Raw genomic sequence first — 15,746 nt, 5'->3', positions numbered from 1 at the left:
GCCCCATGCCGACAGACGCCAAGCGCCCGCTGCAGCTCAACGACCAGGGCCAGCTGCGCCACTTCATCTCGCTCGACGGATTGCCCCGCGAGCTGCTCACCGAAATCCTCGATACCGCCGATTCCTTCCTGGAGGTCGGCGCCCGCGCGGTGAAAAAGGTCCCGCTGCTGCGCGGCAAGACCGTCTGCAACGTGTTCTTCGAGAACTCCACGCGCACCCGCACCACCTTCGAGCTGGCCGCCCAGCGGCTGTCGGCCGACGTGATCAGCCTGAACGTATCCACTTCTTCCACCAGCAAGGGCGAGACGCTCACCGACACCCTGCGCAACCTGGAGGCGATGGCCGCCGACATGTTCGTGGTGCGCCACAGCGACTCGGGCGCGGCGCACTTCATCGCCGAGCACGTCAGCCCCAACGTGGCGGTGATCAACGGCGGCGACGGCCGCCACGCGCACCCCACCCAGGGGATGCTCGACATGCTGACCATCCGCCGACACAAAGGGAACTTCGAGCAGCTATCGGTGGCGATCGTCGGCGATATCCTGCATTCGCGAGTAGCCCGTTCGAACATGCTGGCGCTCAAGACCCTGGGTTGCCCGGACATCCGCGTGATCGCCCCGCGCACCCTCTTGCCGATCGGCCTGGAAGAGCAGTACGGCGTGCGCGTGTTCACCAACGCCGACGAAGGCCTGAAGAACGTCGACGTGGTGATCATGCTGCGCCTGCAACGCGAGCGCATGCAGGGTGGCCTGCTACCCAGCGAGGGCGAGTTCTTCAAGCTCTACGGCCTGACCGAGAAGCGCCTGAAGCTGGCCAAGCCGGATGCCATCGTCATGCACCCTGGCCCGATCAACCGTGGCGTGGAGATCGAGTCGGCGGTGGCCGACGGGGCCCAGTCGGTGATCCTCAACCAGGTCACCTACGGCATCGCCATCCGCATGGCGGTGCTGTCCATGGCCATGAGCGGCCAGAACACCCAACGCCAGCTGGAACAGGAGGACGCCGAATGACCATCAGTATCCGAGGCGCCCGTGTCATCGACCCGGCCAGTGGCCTGGACCAGGTCGGCGACCTCCACATCGAGGCTGGCAAGATCGTCGCCATCGGCGCCGCGCCGGCCGGCTTCAGCGCCCAGAAGACCCTCGACGGCGCCGGCCTGGTGGCCGCGCCGGGACTGGTCGATCTGAGCGTCGCCCTGCGCGAGCCGGGCTATGGACGCAAGGGCAACGTCGAAAGCGAGACCCGCGCCGCCGCGGCCGGCGGCACCACCAGCCTGTGCTGCCCGCCCTACACCCGGCCGGTGCTGGACACCCCGGCGGTGGCCGAGCTGATCCTCGACCGCGCCCGCGAGGCCGGCAACGCCAAGGTCTACCCCATCGGCGCGCTGACCCGCGGCTTCGGCGGCGAGCAACTGTCGGAACTGGTGGCCCTGCGCGACACCGGTTGCGTGGCCTTCACCAATGGCCTGCATGGCTTCGCCAGCAACCGCATCCTGCGGCGCGCCCTGGAGTACGCGGCGACCTTCGACCTGACGGTGATCTTCACCTCGCAGGACACCGATCTCGCCGAAGGCGGCCTCGCCCACGAAGGCCCGACCGCCAGCTTCCTCGGCCTCGCGGGGATCCCGGAGACCGCCGAGACCGTGGCCCTGGCCCGCAACCTGCTGCTGGTGGAACAGAGCGGCGTGCGCGCGCACTTCAGCCAGTTGACCAGCGCCCGCGGCATCGAACTCGTCGCCCAGGCCCAGGCCCGTGGCCTGCCGGTGACCTGCGACGTGGCGCTGTACCAGTTGATCCTCACCGACGAAGCGCTGGTGGGCTTCTCCAGCCTCTACCACGTGCAACCGCCGCTGCGCACCAGGGCCGACCGCGAAACCCTGCGCGAGGCGGTAAAGAGCGGCGTGGTACAAGCCATCGCCAGCCACCACCAACCCCACGAGGCGGACGCCAAGAACGCGCCGTTCGCCGCCACCGAGCCGGGCATCAGCGGCGCCGAGTTGCTGCTGCCGCTGGCGATGACGCTGGTGCAGGACGGCCTGCTCGACCTGCCGACCCTGCTCGCCCGCCTCTCCCACGGCCCGGCCCAGGCACTACGCCTGCCTGCCGGGCGCCTGGCGGTCGGCCAGGCCGCCGACCTGGTGCTGTTCGACCCGCAGGGTTCGACCCTGGCCGGTGAGAGCTGGTACTCGAAGGGGCAGAACAGCCCGTTCGTCGGTCACTGCCTGCCGGGACGAGTGCGTTACACCCTGGTGGACGGACACCTGACCCACGAGGGTTGATCCCTGCCACCACGAAAAAGCCCGCCATCCGGCGGGCTTTTTCATCTTCGCGTTCGCGATTCCGGGGGCGTATCCGTTGCCGGGGTGGGCGCCCTATCCCAACCTCTGCCACCAACCCGCCTCAACGGCAGGGCGAATAACGCGGAGCGTTATCCGCCGAGGCATGCTCGCCGGGAACACCCGATGGCCGGCAGCCGCGCCGGTCGGCGCCGCTCCCTGCGGAGCCTCAGATCTTCGCCAGTGCCTGCGCCAGGTCGGCCTGCAGGTCCTCCAGCGCCTCGACGCCCACCGACAGGCGGATCAGCGAGTCACCGATGCCCAGGTCGGCGCGGGTTTCCGCCGGGATGCTGGCGTGGGTCATGATCGCCGGATGCTCGATCAGGCTTTCCACCCCGCCCAGGCTCTCCGCCAGGGAGAAGATCCGCACGTTCTCCAGGAAGCGCCGGGCGCCGGCCAGGTCGCAGCGCAGGTCGAGGGAGATCATCCCGCCGAAGCCACGCATCTGCCGTTTCGCCAGCTCATGCTGCGGGTGCGAAGCCAGGCCGGGGTAGTAGACCCGCGCCACCTGCGGCTGGCGCTCCAGCCACTGGGCCAGGGCCAGGGCGTTGCTGCAATGGCGCTCCATGCGCAGCGCCAGGGTCTTCACCCCACGCAGGGTGAGGAAGGCGTCGAACGGCCCGGAGATGGCGCCCACCGAGTTCTGCAGGAAGCCCAGGCGCTCGCGCAGGTCCGGGTTGTCGCCGACGATGGCGATGCCGCCGATCACGTCGGAATGGCCGTTCAGGTACTTGGTGGTGGAGTGCACCACCACGTCGAAGCCCAGTTCCAGGGGGCGCTGGATGTAGGGGCTGGCGAAGGTGTTGTCGGCCACGCTGATGATGCCGCGGGCGCGGCAGAGCTGGGCGATGGCGCGCAGGTCGGTGAGGCGCAGCAGCGGGTTGCTCGGGGTTTCCACCCAGACCATGCGGGTTTCCGGGGTCAGCGCGGCCTCGAAGGCCTGCAGGTCGGTCGGGTCGACGAAGCTGAAGCGATGCCCGGCGCTGCGCCGGCGGACCCGCTCGAACAGGCGGAAGGTACCGCCGTAGAGGTCATTGCCGGAAACGATGTGGGAACCGGCGTCGAGCAGCTCCAGCACCGAGGAGATCGCCGCCAGGCCGGAGGCGAAGGCGAAGGCCTGGTTGCCGCCCTCGAGGTCGGCCACGCAGCGCTCCAGGGCCCAGCGGGTCGGGTTGTGCGAGCGGCCGTAGTCGAGCCCCTTGTGTACCCCGGGGCTTTCCTGGATATAGGTGGAGTTGGCATAGATCGGCGGCATGATCGCGCCGGTCGAGGGATCGGGGGCCTGCCCGGCGTGGATGACCCGGGTCGCGAAGGCCTGGGCCGGGGCGTCGGGATGCTGGTCGTGCTGGCTCATGTGAGCTTTCTCCGCAAATGGTTCAACAGGTCGAAACGGGTGATCAGGCCGTGGAAGCCGCTGGCATCGGCAACGATCGCCACCAGGCCGCGGTCCAGGACCGCCTGCAACTGGGCCAGGCTGGCGCCGGGCGCGAGGGTTTCCGGCGCGGCGTTCATCGCGCTGCTTACCGCATCGCGGAAGCGTGGCGCGTCGGCGTGGACGCCGAGCAGGATATCCGACTCGTCGATCACACCGACCAGTTTTCCATCGTCCAGCACCGGCAATTGCGAAACGTCGGCCAGGCGCATGCGCTGGAAGGCGGTGAGCAGGGTGTCGTCCGGACCGACGCTGATCACCCGGCCCTCCTCGAAGCGCCGCGCGATGATGTCGCGCAGGTCGCCGTAGTGCTTGCGTTGCAGCAGGCCCTGGTCGGTCATCCACTGGTCGTTGTAGATCTTCGACAGGTAGCGGGTGCCGGTGTCGCAGACGAAGCTGACCACCCGCTTCGGCTCCTTCTGCTCGCGGCAGAAGCGCAGCGCCGCGGCCAGCAGGGTGCCGGTGGAGGAGCCGCCGGGAATGCCCTCGACGCGCAACAGTTCGCGGGCCATGGCGAAGCTTTCCTCGTCGCTGATGGAATAGGCATGGCGCACGCTGGAGAGGTCGGCGATGGCCGGTACGAAGTCCTCGCCGATGCCCTCCACCGCCCAGGAACCCGGCGTACCCAGGGTGCCGGAGCGGGAGTACTCGGCCATGATCGAGCCCTCGGGATCGGCGAGCACCATCTCCAGCTCCGGCTGGACCTTCTGGAAGAACCGGGTAAGGCCGGTCAGGGTACCGGAGGAGCCGACGCCGACGACGATGGCGTCGAGATCGTGGCCGGTCTGCGCCCAGAGCTCCGGGCCGGTGCCGCACTCGTGGGCCAGCGGGTTGGCCGGGTTGTTGAACTGGTCGGCGAAGAAGGCGCCGGGAATGTCCTGCGCCAGGCGCGCGGCAACGTCCTGGTAGTACTCCGGATGGCCCTTGCCGACGTCCGAGCGGGTGATGTGCACCTCGGCGCCCATGGCGCGCAGGTGCAGGACCTTCTCGGTGGACATCTTGTCCGGCACCACCAGCACCACCCGGTAGCCCTTGGCGCGACCGACCAGGGCCAGGCCGAGACCGGTGTTGCCGGCGGTGGCCTCGACGATGGTGCCACCGGGCCGCAGGCGGCCGTCACGCTCGGCGGCCTCGATCATGGCGACACCGATGCGATCCTTAATGGAGCCGCCGGGGTTCTGCGATTCGAGCTTGAGGTACAGGGTGCAGGGGCCGGTATCGAAGCGCGTCACGCGAACCAGCGGGGTGTTGCCGATCAGGTCGAGCACGGCGGGACGTGAGTCGGAAGTCATCTTTTCTCCTTTCGGTGTTTCCGCACGGAGCGATACGGTGCGCGGCCTCGTGAGCCATTGCACCTATCCGTTCTGGGGCTTGCAGACCATAGGGGCTGGCGCGCGCGGGCGCCAATAACCTACAGGTAGAACGTTAGAACCTTTGGTTCCTTAAGTCCCGCCGGAGGAATTCCCTGCCGACCGTGGCGCCACCCATGAAAAAGCCCGCCGGATGGCGGGCTTCTCGCACCTGGCGACGAGCCTCAGATGCGCTGCGGCCCGTTGCGCTCGGACACCTGTCCGTTGAGGGTCCAGAAGTCGTAGAGCACGCCGAGGAAGAACAGGCCGCCGGTGAACAGGTAGATGATCCCGGTGATCCACTTGCCCATGTACATCCTGTGCACGCCGAGCACGCCGAGGAAGGTCAGCAGGATCCAGGCCACGTTGTAGTCCAGGTTGCCGCCCTGGAAGCGCCGGTCGGCCTCGCGGTCCATCGACGGGATGAGGAACAGGTCGATGATCCAGCCGATGAAGAACAGGCCGAAGGTGAAGAACCAGATCGTCCCGGTGATCGGCTTGCCGTAATAGAAGCGGTGCGAACCGGTGAAACCGAAGATCCACAGCAGGTAGCCGATGGCCTTGCTATGGGTGTCGTGCTGTTGAGTCATGCGTCCCCCTCGTTCCGTGCGCGGCTGCGGCCGCGCTTGAGCCGCAGGTTAGCGGAGCGGCGGACGCCGCGCCAGAGCGGCCCGGTGCATGACAGTTTTGCAATTGCCTATCCTGTAGGCTGGTGCTGCCGCCACCGCCCCACAGGAGCCGCCATGAGCGCCGGACACGAGCACAGCTTCGCCCAGACCAACTCGACCCGCCTGAAATGGGCGTTGCTGCTGACCGGAAGCTTCCTCGTCGCCGAGGTCGTCGGCGGCATCCTCACCGGCAGCCTGGCACTGATCTCCGATGCCGCGCACATGCTCACCGACGCCGTGGCCCTGGCCATCGCCCTGGCCGCGATCAACATCGCCAGGCGCCCGACCAACGATCGCCTGACCTACGGCTACCACCGCTTCGAGATCCTCGCCGCGGCGTTCAACGCCTTCCTCCTGTTCGGCGTGGCCTTCTATATCCTCTACGCGGCCTACGAGCGGCTCAACCAGCCGGCGGAGATCCAGTCCGTGGGCATGCTGGTGATCGCCGTGCTCGGCCTGCTGGTGAACCTGGCCAGCATGCGCCTGCTGGCGCCGGCCCAGGGCAACAGCCTGAACGTCAAGGGCGCCTACCTGGAGGTCTGGAGCGACATGCTCGGCTCGCTGGGGGTGATCGTCGCCGCGATCGTGATCCGTTTCACCGGCTGGGCCTGGGTCGACTCGCTGGTGGCGGTGCTGATCGGTTTCTGGGTCCTGCCGCGCACCTGGATCCTGCTGCGCGAGAGCCTGCATGTGTTGCTCGAAGGGGTGCCGAAGGAAATCCAGTTGGCCGAGCTGCGCGAAGCGCTGCTGGGGATTCCCGGCGTGACCGGGCTGCACGACCTGCATGTGTGGTCGATCACCAGCGGCAAGATCAGCCTGACCAGCCATCTGGTGTACGACCCGGCCCTGGTCGATGCCGAGGCGCTGCTGGGAACGGTGAAGGCGCTGCTGCACGACCGCTACGAGATCGAACACAGCACCCTGCAACTGGAAACCTCGGCCTGCGCCCAGGCCGAGGAGCCGCTGGCCTACTGAAGACGGTTCAGCGGAAGCGCCGGCCGGCAGGGTCGTCGTCGGTGATTTCCAGGCTCAGGCCCTGGGTCAGGCTCGACAGGTGGTCGGCGTCGCTTTCCGAACCGAGCTTGATCATCAGACGCAGGTCGTTGGCCGAGTCGGCGTGGGCCAGGGCGTCCTCGTAGGTGATCTCGCCCTGGGTGTAGAGCTGGTACAGCGCCTGGTCGAAGGTCTGCATGCCCTGCTCGGTGGAGCGCTTCATCAGCGGCTTCAGCTCGTGCACCTCGCCCTTGCGGATCAGGTCGGCGGCCAGCGGGGTGTTCAGCAGCACCTCGATCACCGCCCGCCGCCCCTTGCCGTCGGGGGTCGGCACCAGTTGCTGGGCGACGATGGCCTTGAGGTTCAGCGACAGGTCCATCCACACCTGGCCATGACGGTCGGCCGGGAAGAAGTGGATGATCCGCTCCAGCGCCTGGTTGGCGTTGTTCGCGTGCAGGGTCGCCAGGCACAGGTGGCCGGTCTCGGCGAAGGCCACGGCGTGGTCCATGGTCTCCCGCGAGCGCACCTCGCCGATCATGATCACGTCCGGCGCCTGGCGCAGGGTGTTCTTCAGCGCCACCTCGAAGGAGTCGGTGTCCAGCCCCACCTCGCGCTGGGTGACGATGCAGCCCTGGTGCTGGTGGATGTACTCGATCGGGTCCTCGATGGAGATGATGTGCCCGGTGGAGTTCTTGTTGCGGTAGCCGATCATCGCCGCCAGCGAGGTGGACTTGCCGGTGCCGGTGGCGCCGACGAAGATCACCAGGCCGCGCTTGGTCAGCGCCAGCTTCTTGAGGATTTCCGGGAGCTTCAGCTCTTCCAGGGTCGGGATGTTGGTCTCGATCCGGCGCAATACCATGCCCACCAGGTTGCGCTGGTAGAAGGCACTGACCCGGAAGCGGCCGATGCCGCGGGCGCTGATGGCGAAGTTGCACTCATGGTTCTCGGCGAAATCGCGGCGCTGCTGCTCGTTCATCACGCCTAGCACGGTCTCGCGGGTCTGCTCCGGCGACAGCGGCGTCTTGGTCACCGGCATCACCCGGCCGTTGACCTTCATCGACGGCGGTACGCCGGCGGTGATGAACAGGTCGGAGCCGCCCTTTTCCACCATCAGGCGCAGCAGCTTTTCGAATTCCATGATGTTCTCGCTCACTCAGGGGCGCGCCGCGACGGCGAGCCGGATACGGGCGAGCGGGCGCTGGACGCGCTCGCCGGCAAGGATAGGTAGGAATGCGCCTACGGTACCGCTCTCCCGCTCTTGAATCCTAGACGCAGTTCCGGGATTCGGGCGAAGCGCGGCGGATCGGCGCCAGGATCAGAAGTTTTCCGGGATCTTCGCCTTCTCGCGGGCGTTCTCGCGGCTGATCAGGCCCTTGGCGACCAGGCCCTTGAGGCACATGTCGAGGGTCTGCATGCCCAGCGAGCCGCCGGTCTGGATCGCCGAATACATCTGCGCGACCTTGTCCTCGCGGATCAGGTTGCGGATCGCCGGGGTGCCGATCATGATCTCGTGGGCCGCCACCCGGCCGCCGCCGATCTTCTTGATCAGGGTCTGCGAGATCACCGATTGCAGCGACTCGGAGAGCATCGAGCGAACCATGGCCTTTTCCTCGGCCGGGAACACGTCGACCACCCGGTCGATGGTCTTCGCCGCCGAGGTGGTGTGCAGGGTGCCGAATACCAGGTGGCCGGTCTCCGCCGCGGTCAGGGCCAGGCGGATGGTTTCCAGGTCGCGCATCTCGCCGACCAGGATGATGTCCGGGTCCTCCCGCAGCGCCGAGCGCAGCGCTTCGCTGAAGCCGAGGGTGTCGCGATGCACCTCGCGCTGGTTGACCAGGCACTTCTTCGATTCGTGGACGAATTCGATCGGGTCCTCGATGGTGAGGATGTGGTGGTACTTGGTGTTGTTCAGGTAATCGAGCATCGCCGCCAGGGTGGTGGACTTGCCCGAACCGGTCGGCCCGGTGACCAGTACCAACCCGCGCGGGACGTCTGAAACACGTTTGAACACTTCTCCCATGCCAAGCTCCTCCATGGTCAGTACCTTGGAGGGAATGGTCCGGAATACCGCGCCGGCGCCACGGTTCTGGTTGAAGGCGTTGACCCGGAAACGCGCGACGCCCGGCACCTCGAAGGAGAAGTCGGTCTCGAGGAATTCCTCGAAGTCCTTGCGCTGCTTGTCGTTCATGATGTCGTAGATCAGCGCATGCACCTGCTTGTGTTCCAGCGGTGGCAGGTTGATCCGGCGTACATCGCCATCCACCCGGATCATGGGTGGCAGGCCGGCGGAGAGGTGCAGGTCCGAAGCGCCCTGTTTGGCACTGAAGGCGAGCAGCTCGGTAATATCCATGGGACTCCCCAATTACAAGCAAGCAGGTAGAATGCCGCCAAAGCCGCCGTCTCGGACAAGGAAAACACCGGATGAGCCAGGGTGCTTCCAGGACACGCGTGGTGTCCTGCGCCAGACGCGGAACCTCGACACTGGAACAGGAAGATGGCCATCGAGGCCGGCGGTTTCGAGGGCGTCGAGCCGACGCCGACCGCACTTCCATAGGGCGCAGGTAATGTCCACGATAGCAGAGAATATTGCAAAGGTTGCCGCGCGCATCCGTGAGGCAGCGCAAGCTGCGGGGCGCGATCCGGCCACGGTCGGCCTGCTCGCCGTGAGCAAGACCAAGCCCGCCGCCGCGGTGCGCGAGGCGCACGCCGCCGGCCTTCGCGACTTCGGCGAAAACTACCTGCAGGAGGCCCTCGGCAAGCAGGCCGAACTGGCCGACCTACCCTTGAACTGGCACTTCATCGGCCCCATCCAGTCGAACAAGACGCGGCCCATCGCCGAGCATTTCCAGTGGGTGCACTCGGTGGACCGGTTGAAGATCGCGCAGCGCCTGTCGGAGCAACGCCCGGCCGGGCTGCCGCCCCTGAATGTCTGCCTGCAGGTCAACGTCAGCGGCGAAGCCAGCAAGTCCGGCTGCGCCCCCGAGGACCTGCCGGCCCTGGCCGAGGCCGTGAAGCAACTGCCCAACCTCCGATTGCGTGGCCTGATGGCCATCCCCGAACCCACCGCCGAACGCGCCGCGCAACACGCCGCGTTCGCCCGCCTGCGCGAACTGCTGCTGGACCTGAACCTTGGCCTGGACACCCTGTCCATGGGCATGAGCGACGACCTCGAGGCAGCCATCGGCGAAGGTGCGACCTGGGTCCGCATCGGTACCGCCCTGTTCGGCGCCCGCGACTACGGCGCGCCGGCTTCTTGAAGGAATCCCCTATGAGCACACCCCGCATAGCGTTCATCGGCGCCGGCAACATGGCCGCCAGCCTGATCGGCGGCCTGCGCGCCCAAGGCGTGCCGGCGGCGCAGATCCGCGCCAGCGACCCGGGCGCCGAGCAACGCGCGAAGATCGCCGGCGAGTTCGCCATCGACGTGGTCGAGTCCAACGCCGAGGCCGTGGCCGACGCCGACGTCGTGGTCCTGTCGGTCAAGCCGCAGGCCATGAAAGCCGTGTGCCAGGCCTTGGCGCCGGCGCTGAAGCCGGAGCAACTGATCGTCTCCATCGCCGCCGGCATCCCCTGCGCCAGCCTCGAAGCCTGGCTCGGCCAGCCGCGCCCGGTGGTCCGCTGCATGCCCAACACCCCGGCGCTGCTGCGCCAGGGCGCCAGTGGGCTGTACGCCAACGCGCAGGTCAGCGCCGCGCAACGCGAGCAGGCCGGGCAGTTGCTGTCTGCGGTAGGCATCGCCCTGTGGCTGGACGACGAAGCGCAGATCGACGCGGTGACCGCGGTGTCGGGCAGCGGCCCGGCGTATTTCTTCCTGCTGATGCAGGCCATGACCGACGCCGGCGAGAAGCTCGGCCTGTCCCGCGAGACAGCCTCGCGCCTGACCCTGCAGACCGCCTTCGGTGCGGCGCAGATGGCGCTGTCCAGCGAGGTCGAGCCGGCCGAACTGCGGCGCCGGGTGACTTCGCCCAACGGCACCACCGAGGCGGCGATCAAATCCTTCCAGGCCAACGGCTTCGAAGCACTGGTGGAGCAGGCCCTGAACGCCGCCAGCCAGCGCTCCGCCGAGCTGGCCGAACAGCTTGGCCAATAAGGAGTAGTCGATGATCGGCCTCAACACCGCTGCTATCTATATCCTCCAGACCCTCGGCAGCCTCTACCTGCTGATCGTGCTGCTGCGCTTCATCCTGCAACTGGTCCGCGCGGACTTCTACAACCCCCTCAGCCAGTTCATCGTGCGCGCCACCAAGCCGCTGCTGAACCCGCTGCGGCGGATCATCCCCGGCTTCGGCGGGATCGACCTGGCCTCGCTGGTGCTGGCGATCCTGATCCAACTGGTGCTGATGATCCTGATCCTGATGCTGATGGGCTACGGCGTCGGCGGCTTCATCATGCAACTGCTGATCTGGTCGATCATCGCCGTCACCTCGCTGTTCCTGAAGGTGTTCTTCTTCGCCCTGATCATCAGCGTGATCCTTTCCTGGGTCGCCCCGGGCAGCTACAACCCCGGCGCGCAACTGGTGAACCAGATCTGCGAACCGCTGCTGATGCCGTTCCGCAAGCTCCTGCCGAACCTCGGCGGACTGGATCTCTCGCCGATCTTCGCGTTCCTCGCGCTGAAGCTGATCGACATGCTGGTGATCAACAACCTGGCGGCCATGACCGGCATGCCCCAGCAGTTGAGCATTTTCCTCTGAGCTTCTACCGCTGGGACGGCGAGGACCTGCTCCTCGATTGCCACCTGCAGCCCAAGGCGAGCCGCGACGAGTTCGCCGGGCTGCACGGCGAGCGCCTGAAGATCCGCCTCACCGCACCGCCGGTGGAGGGCAAGGCCAACGCCCATCTGCTGGCCTTCCTCGGCAAGGCCTTCGGCGTGGCCAAGAGCCTGGTGAGTCTCGAAAGCGGCGAGCTGAACCGGCAGAAACGGGTGCGCATCCGCCGTCCGACCCGATTGCCGGAGGAACTGGGGATCGCCGCTCGACCCGCTTGACCGACCTTACGTGCAGGAATGTGAAGCAGGCCAATTGACGCTCCCCCGCTCCCCCGCATAATCCACGCCATCCTTCCCCCGCCGGTCCCGCGCCCTGGAGCCCCTGGATGAGCATGGAAAGACTCAGCCATCAAATCGACGCCTACGTCGCCTGGAAGCGCGAGCTGATGCGGGAAATCACCCGCTATCGCGGCTGGCTGGAGCGCAGCCGGCTGAACAGCCCGGCGGTCGAGGCCAAGCTCGAACGCGCCCTGCGCCAACTGCGCGCGGACCACATCACCCTGGCCTTCGTCGGCGAGTTCTCGCGTGGCAAGACCGAGCTGATCAACAGCCTGTTCTTCGCCGGCTACGGCCAGCGCATGCTGCCGTCCCACGCCGGACGCACCACCATGTGCCCCACCGAGCTGTTCCACGATCCGCGCGCCGAGCGCAGCTACATCCGCCTGCTGCCGATCGAGACGCGCCTGGCCGACGCCAGCGTCGCCCAGTTCAAGCGCGTGCCGCGCCACTGGGTGAACATTCCGCTGGACACCGGCGACCCGGAGGGCATGGCCCAGGCCTTCGCCCAGGTCGCCAAGACCAAGGCGCTGCCGGTGGAACAGGCGATCCAGCTCGGCTTCCACCCGGACGCCCTGGAAGCCGCCGACGAGCCCGACCAGGTGCGCGTCCCGGCCTGGCGCCACGCCCTGGTCAACTTCGACCACCCGCTGCTGCGCCAGGGCCTGCGGATCCTCGACACGCCTGGCCTGAATGCCCTCGGCAGCGAGCCGGAGCTGACCCTGTCGATGCTGCCCAACGCCCAGGCGATCCTGTTCCTGCTGTCCGCCGACGCCGGTGTCACCGCCTCGGACATGGAAATCTGGCAGAAGTACATCCAGCCACTGCGCGAGGACGGCCACAGCAGCCTGTTCGCCGTGCTGAACAAGATCGACGTGCTCTGGGACGACCTTTCCGGCGAGCGCTTCGTACAGAACGCCATCCGCCTGATCCAGGACGGCACGGCCCGCCAGCTCGGCCTGCAGCGCGGCGACGTGCTGCCGCTGTCGGCGAAGCAGGCGCTGCTGGCCAAGGTCCGCGGCGAACCGGCGCTGCTCGAACGCAGTCGCCTGGATCGGCTGGAAGCGCTGCTCTGCGAGCGCATCGTCGCGCAGAAGGAAGCGCTGCTGGAGAACTCCGTGCTCGGCCAGGTCCTTGGCCTGCTGCACAACAGCCAGCATCTGCTGCGCCTGCGCCTGGAGAAGGTCGAGGAACAGCGCGCGCTGCTCGACGACAAGCAGCGCGACAGCGGCCAACTGCTGTTCGAACTGACCGCGAAGACCAAGGACGACCACGGCCGCCACCACCGCCGCCTGCTCAACCTGAAGACCAACCAGCGCCTGCTGCAGCACCAGGGCGCGACGCTGCGCGAGACGATCCGCAGCGAACGCATGGAACAGCACCTACAGAAGGTGCGGCGCAACCTCAACGGCAGCCTGACCACGGTCGGCATCAACCAGGCGATCCTGGCGTTCTTCCGCGCGGTGGAGCACGACCTCGACAACCTCGAGCACGAGGCCGGCATGGCCAACCGCATGGTCGCCGCCATCTACCGCCGGCACAACGAGGAGAACCCGCTCTACGCCCTCGACGCGCCGCAGCTACGGGTCCAGCGCTACCAGCGCGAACTGTTGCAACTGAAGAAGAAGGGCGACCAGTTCCGCCTGCAGCTGAAGACCGTGCTTACCGAGCAACGCCTGCTGACCCGGCGCTTCTTCGCCACCCTGGTGCAGGAGGTGGTCGGCCTGCACCAGCGCCTGCGCGAGGAAACCGAGCGCTGGGCCAACGACGCGCTGATGCCGCTGATGCAGCACACCCTGGAAAACAAACAGTTGCTCGAAAGCCACATGCTCCGCCTCAAGGGCCTGGCCCAGGAGACCCAGCAGGTACGCCAGCGCAGCCAGGCCTTCGCCGGGTTCGCCGGGGAATTGCAGGAACAGTTGCGCGAAGCCGGCGACATCCTCCGCCAGTTGCGCCGCCCCTCGCCCCTGCAGCGCCAGGCCAAGGTGGTCAACCTGCCCGGCTCGCAGCGCGCCTGACCCCGCTCCCACGGCGCGCGCCAGCGCGCTTGCCGCTGGGGGCGACGCTCTTTAGACTGGCGCCCTCCTTTGTTCGAGAGCAGGGTCGATGCCCACAGTCTTCCCCGACGACTCCGTCGGTCTGGTCTCCCCCCAGACGCTGCACTTCAACGAACCGCTCGAGCTGACCAGCGGCAAGTCCCTGGCCGAGTACGACCTGGTGATCGAAACCTACGGCGAGCTGAATGCCACGCAGAGCAACGCGGTGCTGATCTGCCACGCCCTCTCCGGCCACCACCACGCCGCCGGCTACCACAGCGTCGACGAGCGCAAGCCGGGCTGGTGGGACAGCTGCATCGGTCCGGGCAAGCCGATCGACACCCGCAAGTTCTTCGTCGTCGCCCTCAACAACCTCGGCGGTTGCAACGGTTCCAGCGGCCCCGCCAGCATCAATCCGGCGACCGGCAAGGTCTACGGCGCGGACTTCCCGATGGTCACGGTGGAAGACTGGGTGCATAGCCAGGCGCGCCTGGCAGACCGCCTCGGCATCCGCCAGTGGGCCGCGGTGGTCGGCGGCAGCCTCGGCGGCATGCAGGCGCTGCAATGGACCATCAGCTACCCCGAACGCGTCCGTCACTGCCTGTGCATCGCCAGCGCGCCGAAGCTGTCGGCGCAGAACATCGCCTTCAACGAAGTCGCCCGGCAGGCGATTCTTTCCGACCCTGAGTTCCTCGGCGGCTACTTCCAGGAACAGGGCGTGATTCCCAAGCGCGGCCTCAAGCTGGCGCGGATGGTCGGCCATATCACCTACCTGTCCGACGACGCCATGGGCGCCAAGTTCGGCCGCGTACTGAAGACCGAGAAGCTCAACTACGACCTGCACAGCGTCGAGTTCCAGGTCGAGAGTTACCTGCGCTACCAGGGCGAGGAGTTCTCCACCCGCTTCGACGCCAATACCTACCTGCTGATGACCAAGGCGCTGGACTATTTCGACCCCGCCGCCGCCCACGGCGACGACCTGGTGCGCACCCTGGAGGGCGTCGAGGCGGACTTCTGCCTGATGTCCTTCACCACCGACTGGCGTTTCTCGCCGGCCCGCTCGCGGGAAATCGTCGACGCCCTGATCGCGGCGAAAAAGAACGTCAGCTACCTGGAGATCGACGCCCCGCAAGGCCACGACGCCTTCCTCATGCCGATCCCCCGGTACCTGCAAGCCTTCAGCGGTTACATGAACCGCATCAGCGTGTGAGGATCCGATGCGCGCCGATCTCGAAATCATCCAGGAATGGATTCCCGCCGGCAGCCGCGTCCTCGACCTCGGCTGCGGCGACGGCGAACTCCTGGCCTGGCTGCGCGACCACAAGCAGGTCAGCGGCTACGGCCTGGAGATCGATCCCGACAACATCGCCCGTTGCATCGAAAACGGGGTGAACGTGATCGAGCAGGACCTCGACAAGGGCCTGGGCAACTTCGCCAGCGACAGCTTCGACGTGGTGGTGATGACCCAGGCGCTACAGGCCGTGCACTATCCGGACAAGATCCTCGAAGAGATGCTGCGGGTCGGCAAGACCTGCATCATCACTTTCCCCAACTTCGGCCACTGGCGCTGCCGCTGGTACCTGGCGCGCAACGGCCGGATGCCGGTCTCCGAGTTCCTGCCGTATACCTGGTACAACACGCCGAACATCCATTTCTGCACCTTCCAGGACTTCGAGCGCCTGTGCCGCCAGTTGCGCATGCGCGTGCTCGACCGCCTGGCCGTAGACCGTGACCACCGGCATGGCTGGGCCAGCCGGCTGTGGCCTAATCTATTGGGTGAGATTGGAATCTACCGGGTCACCGGACCCGGAGTGCAGACCCGCAACCTCGCCGTCTAGGAACGCGCCAGGCTGCGGGCCAGGGCCGGGCGCCCCTCCGCTCGTCCTCGG

The 15,746-nt window shown here is 67.1% G+C and carries 15 protein-coding genes; 10 read left to right on the top strand and 5 right to left on the bottom strand.

Annotation, left to right across the window (positions count from 1 at the left end; translation table 11 throughout):
* Positions 1-5 precede the first annotated feature (5 nt).
* Together ACI766_RS02020 and ACI766_RS02015 are read left to right on the top strand one after the other, a co-directional pair.
* Positions 6-1,010, top strand: a complete 1,005-nt coding sequence (locus ACI766_RS02020; RefSeq protein WP_017148568.1) for an aspartate carbamoyltransferase catalytic subunit — start codon at positions 6-8, stop codon at positions 1,008-1,010.
* On the top strand, positions 1,007-2,278 hold the full coding sequence (locus ACI766_RS02015) for a dihydroorotase (RefSeq protein ID WP_003118805.1): 1,272 nt from the start codon (positions 1,007-1,009) through the stop codon (positions 2,276-2,278). Before ACI766_RS02020 ends, ACI766_RS02015 begins: the two co-directional genes overlap by 4 nt.
* 226 nt (positions 2,279-2,504) lie before the next feature.
* On the opposite strand, the gene ACI766_RS02010 is transcribed toward ACI766_RS02015, so the two are convergent.
* The 3 genes from ACI766_RS02010 to ACI766_RS02000 form a co-directional block, all read right to left on the bottom strand.
* Entirely contained in the window at positions 2,505-3,689 is a 1,185-nt protein-coding gene (locus ACI766_RS02010; RefSeq protein WP_023086800.1) for a cystathionine gamma-synthase, read from the bottom strand.
* Positions 3,686-5,059, bottom strand: a complete 1,374-nt coding sequence (locus ACI766_RS02005; RefSeq protein WP_015502220.1) for a pyridoxal-phosphate dependent enzyme — start codon at positions 5,057-5,059, stop codon at positions 3,686-3,688. The genes ACI766_RS02010 and ACI766_RS02005 overlap by 4 nt, the downstream gene beginning before the upstream one ends.
* A 242-nt stretch (positions 5,060-5,301) precedes the next feature.
* Positions 5,302-5,706 (bottom strand): NINE protein, encoded by a 405-nt coding sequence (locus tag ACI766_RS02000; protein WP_003084560.1) that lies wholly within the window; start codon positions 5,704-5,706, stop codon positions 5,302-5,304.
* 153 nt (positions 5,707-5,859) lie between these two features.
* Here ACI766_RS02000 and czcD point away from each other — a divergent pair, with 153 nt between their 5' ends.
* Positions 5,860-6,759 (top strand): CDF family zinc transporter CzcD, encoded by a 900-nt coding sequence (gene czcD, locus ACI766_RS01995; protein WP_003100957.1) that lies wholly within the window; start codon positions 5,860-5,862, stop codon positions 6,757-6,759.
* A gap of 7 nt (positions 6,760-6,766) precedes the next feature.
* On the opposite strand, the gene pilU is transcribed toward czcD, so the two are convergent.
* Entirely contained in the window at positions 6,767-7,915 is a 1,149-nt protein-coding gene (gene pilU, locus ACI766_RS01990) for a type IV pilus ATPase PilU (protein ID WP_003100959.1), read from the bottom strand.
* 177 nt (positions 7,916-8,092) lie between these two features.
* Positions 8,093-9,127: a type IV pilus twitching motility protein PilT gene (gene pilT, locus ACI766_RS01985; RefSeq protein WP_003084552.1), complete on the bottom strand. Its 1,035-nt coding sequence runs from the start codon at positions 9,125-9,127 to the stop codon at positions 8,093-8,095.
* A gap of 214 nt (positions 9,128-9,341) precedes the next feature.
* Here pilT and ACI766_RS01980 point away from each other — a divergent pair, with 214 nt between their 5' ends.
* From ACI766_RS01980 to metW, 7 genes are all read left to right on the top strand, one after another.
* Positions 9,342-10,034 (top strand): YggS family pyridoxal phosphate-dependent enzyme, encoded by a 693-nt coding sequence (locus ACI766_RS01980; RefSeq protein ID WP_003084549.1) that lies wholly within the window; start codon positions 9,342-9,344, stop codon positions 10,032-10,034.
* Between the two features lie 11 nt (positions 10,035-10,045).
* Positions 10,046-10,867: a pyrroline-5-carboxylate reductase gene (gene proC, locus ACI766_RS01975; RefSeq protein WP_003142635.1), complete on the top strand. Its 822-nt coding sequence runs from the start codon at positions 10,046-10,048 to the stop codon at positions 10,865-10,867.
* A gap of 10 nt (positions 10,868-10,877) precedes the next feature.
* Positions 10,878-11,471, top strand: a complete 594-nt coding sequence (locus ACI766_RS01970; RefSeq protein ID WP_003084544.1) for a YggT family protein — start codon at positions 10,878-10,880, stop codon at positions 11,469-11,471.
* Positions 11,468-11,764, top strand: coding sequence for a DUF167 domain-containing protein (locus tag ACI766_RS01965; protein WP_031628111.1), 297 nt, complete (start codon positions 11,468-11,470; stop codon positions 11,762-11,764). The genes ACI766_RS01970 and ACI766_RS01965 overlap by 4 nt, the downstream gene beginning before the upstream one ends.
* 107 nt (positions 11,765-11,871) lie before the next feature.
* Complete coding sequence (locus ACI766_RS01960) at positions 11,872-13,839, top strand: dynamin-like GTPase family protein (protein WP_003459259.1); 1,968 nt, start codon at positions 11,872-11,874, stop codon at positions 13,837-13,839.
* Positions 13,840-13,927: 88 nt separating this feature from the next.
* A complete protein-coding gene (metX, locus tag ACI766_RS01955; protein WP_003084535.1) occupies positions 13,928-15,067 on the top strand; it encodes a homoserine O-succinyltransferase MetX in 1,140 nt (379 codons plus the stop codon).
* A 7-nt stretch (positions 15,068-15,074) separates the two neighbouring features.
* Positions 15,075-15,695, top strand: a complete 621-nt coding sequence (gene metW / locus ACI766_RS01950; RefSeq protein ID WP_003084530.1) for a methionine biosynthesis protein MetW — start codon at positions 15,075-15,077, stop codon at positions 15,693-15,695.
* Positions 15,696-15,746: the final 51 nt, after the last annotated feature.

Source organism: Pseudomonas sp. DL, from assembly GCF_047199225.1.
Taxonomy (GTDB): domain Bacteria; phylum Pseudomonadota; class Gammaproteobacteria; order Pseudomonadales; family Pseudomonadaceae; genus Pseudomonas; species Pseudomonas aeruginosa.
Note: the sequence above shows the minus strand (reverse complement) of the source record. Positions and strands in the feature narration are given on the sequence as shown.

Coding starts and splice junctions, on each gene's coding strand:
- ACI766_RS02020 (WP_017148568.1), top strand. CDS start 6: ATGCCGACAGACGCCAAGCGCCCGCTGCAGCTCAACGACCAGGGCCAG.
- ACI766_RS02015 (WP_003118805.1), top strand. CDS start 1,007: ATGACCATCAGTATCCGAGGCGCCCGTGTCATCGACCCGGCCAGTGGC.
- ACI766_RS02010 (WP_023086800.1), bottom strand. CDS start 3,689: ATGAGCCAGCACGACCAGCATCCCGACGCCCCGGCCCAGGCCTTCGCG.
- ACI766_RS02005 (WP_015502220.1), bottom strand. CDS start 5,059: ATGACTTCCGACTCACGTCCCGCCGTGCTCGACCTGATCGGCAACACC.
- ACI766_RS02000 (WP_003084560.1), bottom strand. CDS start 5,706: ATGACTCAACAGCACGACACCCATAGCAAGGCCATCGGCTACCTGCTG.
- czcD (WP_003100957.1), top strand. CDS start 5,860: ATGAGCGCCGGACACGAGCACAGCTTCGCCCAGACCAACTCGACCCGC.
- pilU (WP_003100959.1), bottom strand. CDS start 7,915: ATGGAATTCGAAAAGCTGCTGCGCCTGATGGTGGAAAAGGGCGGCTCC.
- pilT (WP_003084552.1), bottom strand. CDS start 9,127: ATGGATATTACCGAGCTGCTCGCCTTCAGTGCCAAACAGGGCGCTTCG.
- ACI766_RS01980 (WP_003084549.1), top strand. CDS start 9,342: ATGTCCACGATAGCAGAGAATATTGCAAAGGTTGCCGCGCGCATCCGT.
- proC (WP_003142635.1), top strand. CDS start 10,046: ATGAGCACACCCCGCATAGCGTTCATCGGCGCCGGCAACATGGCCGCC.
- ACI766_RS01970 (WP_003084544.1), top strand. CDS start 10,878: ATGATCGGCCTCAACACCGCTGCTATCTATATCCTCCAGACCCTCGGC.
- ACI766_RS01960 (WP_003459259.1), top strand. CDS start 11,872: ATGAGCATGGAAAGACTCAGCCATCAAATCGACGCCTACGTCGCCTGG.
- metX (WP_003084535.1), top strand. CDS start 13,928: ATGCCCACAGTCTTCCCCGACGACTCCGTCGGTCTGGTCTCCCCCCAG.
- metW (WP_003084530.1), top strand. CDS start 15,075: ATGCGCGCCGATCTCGAAATCATCCAGGAATGGATTCCCGCCGGCAGC.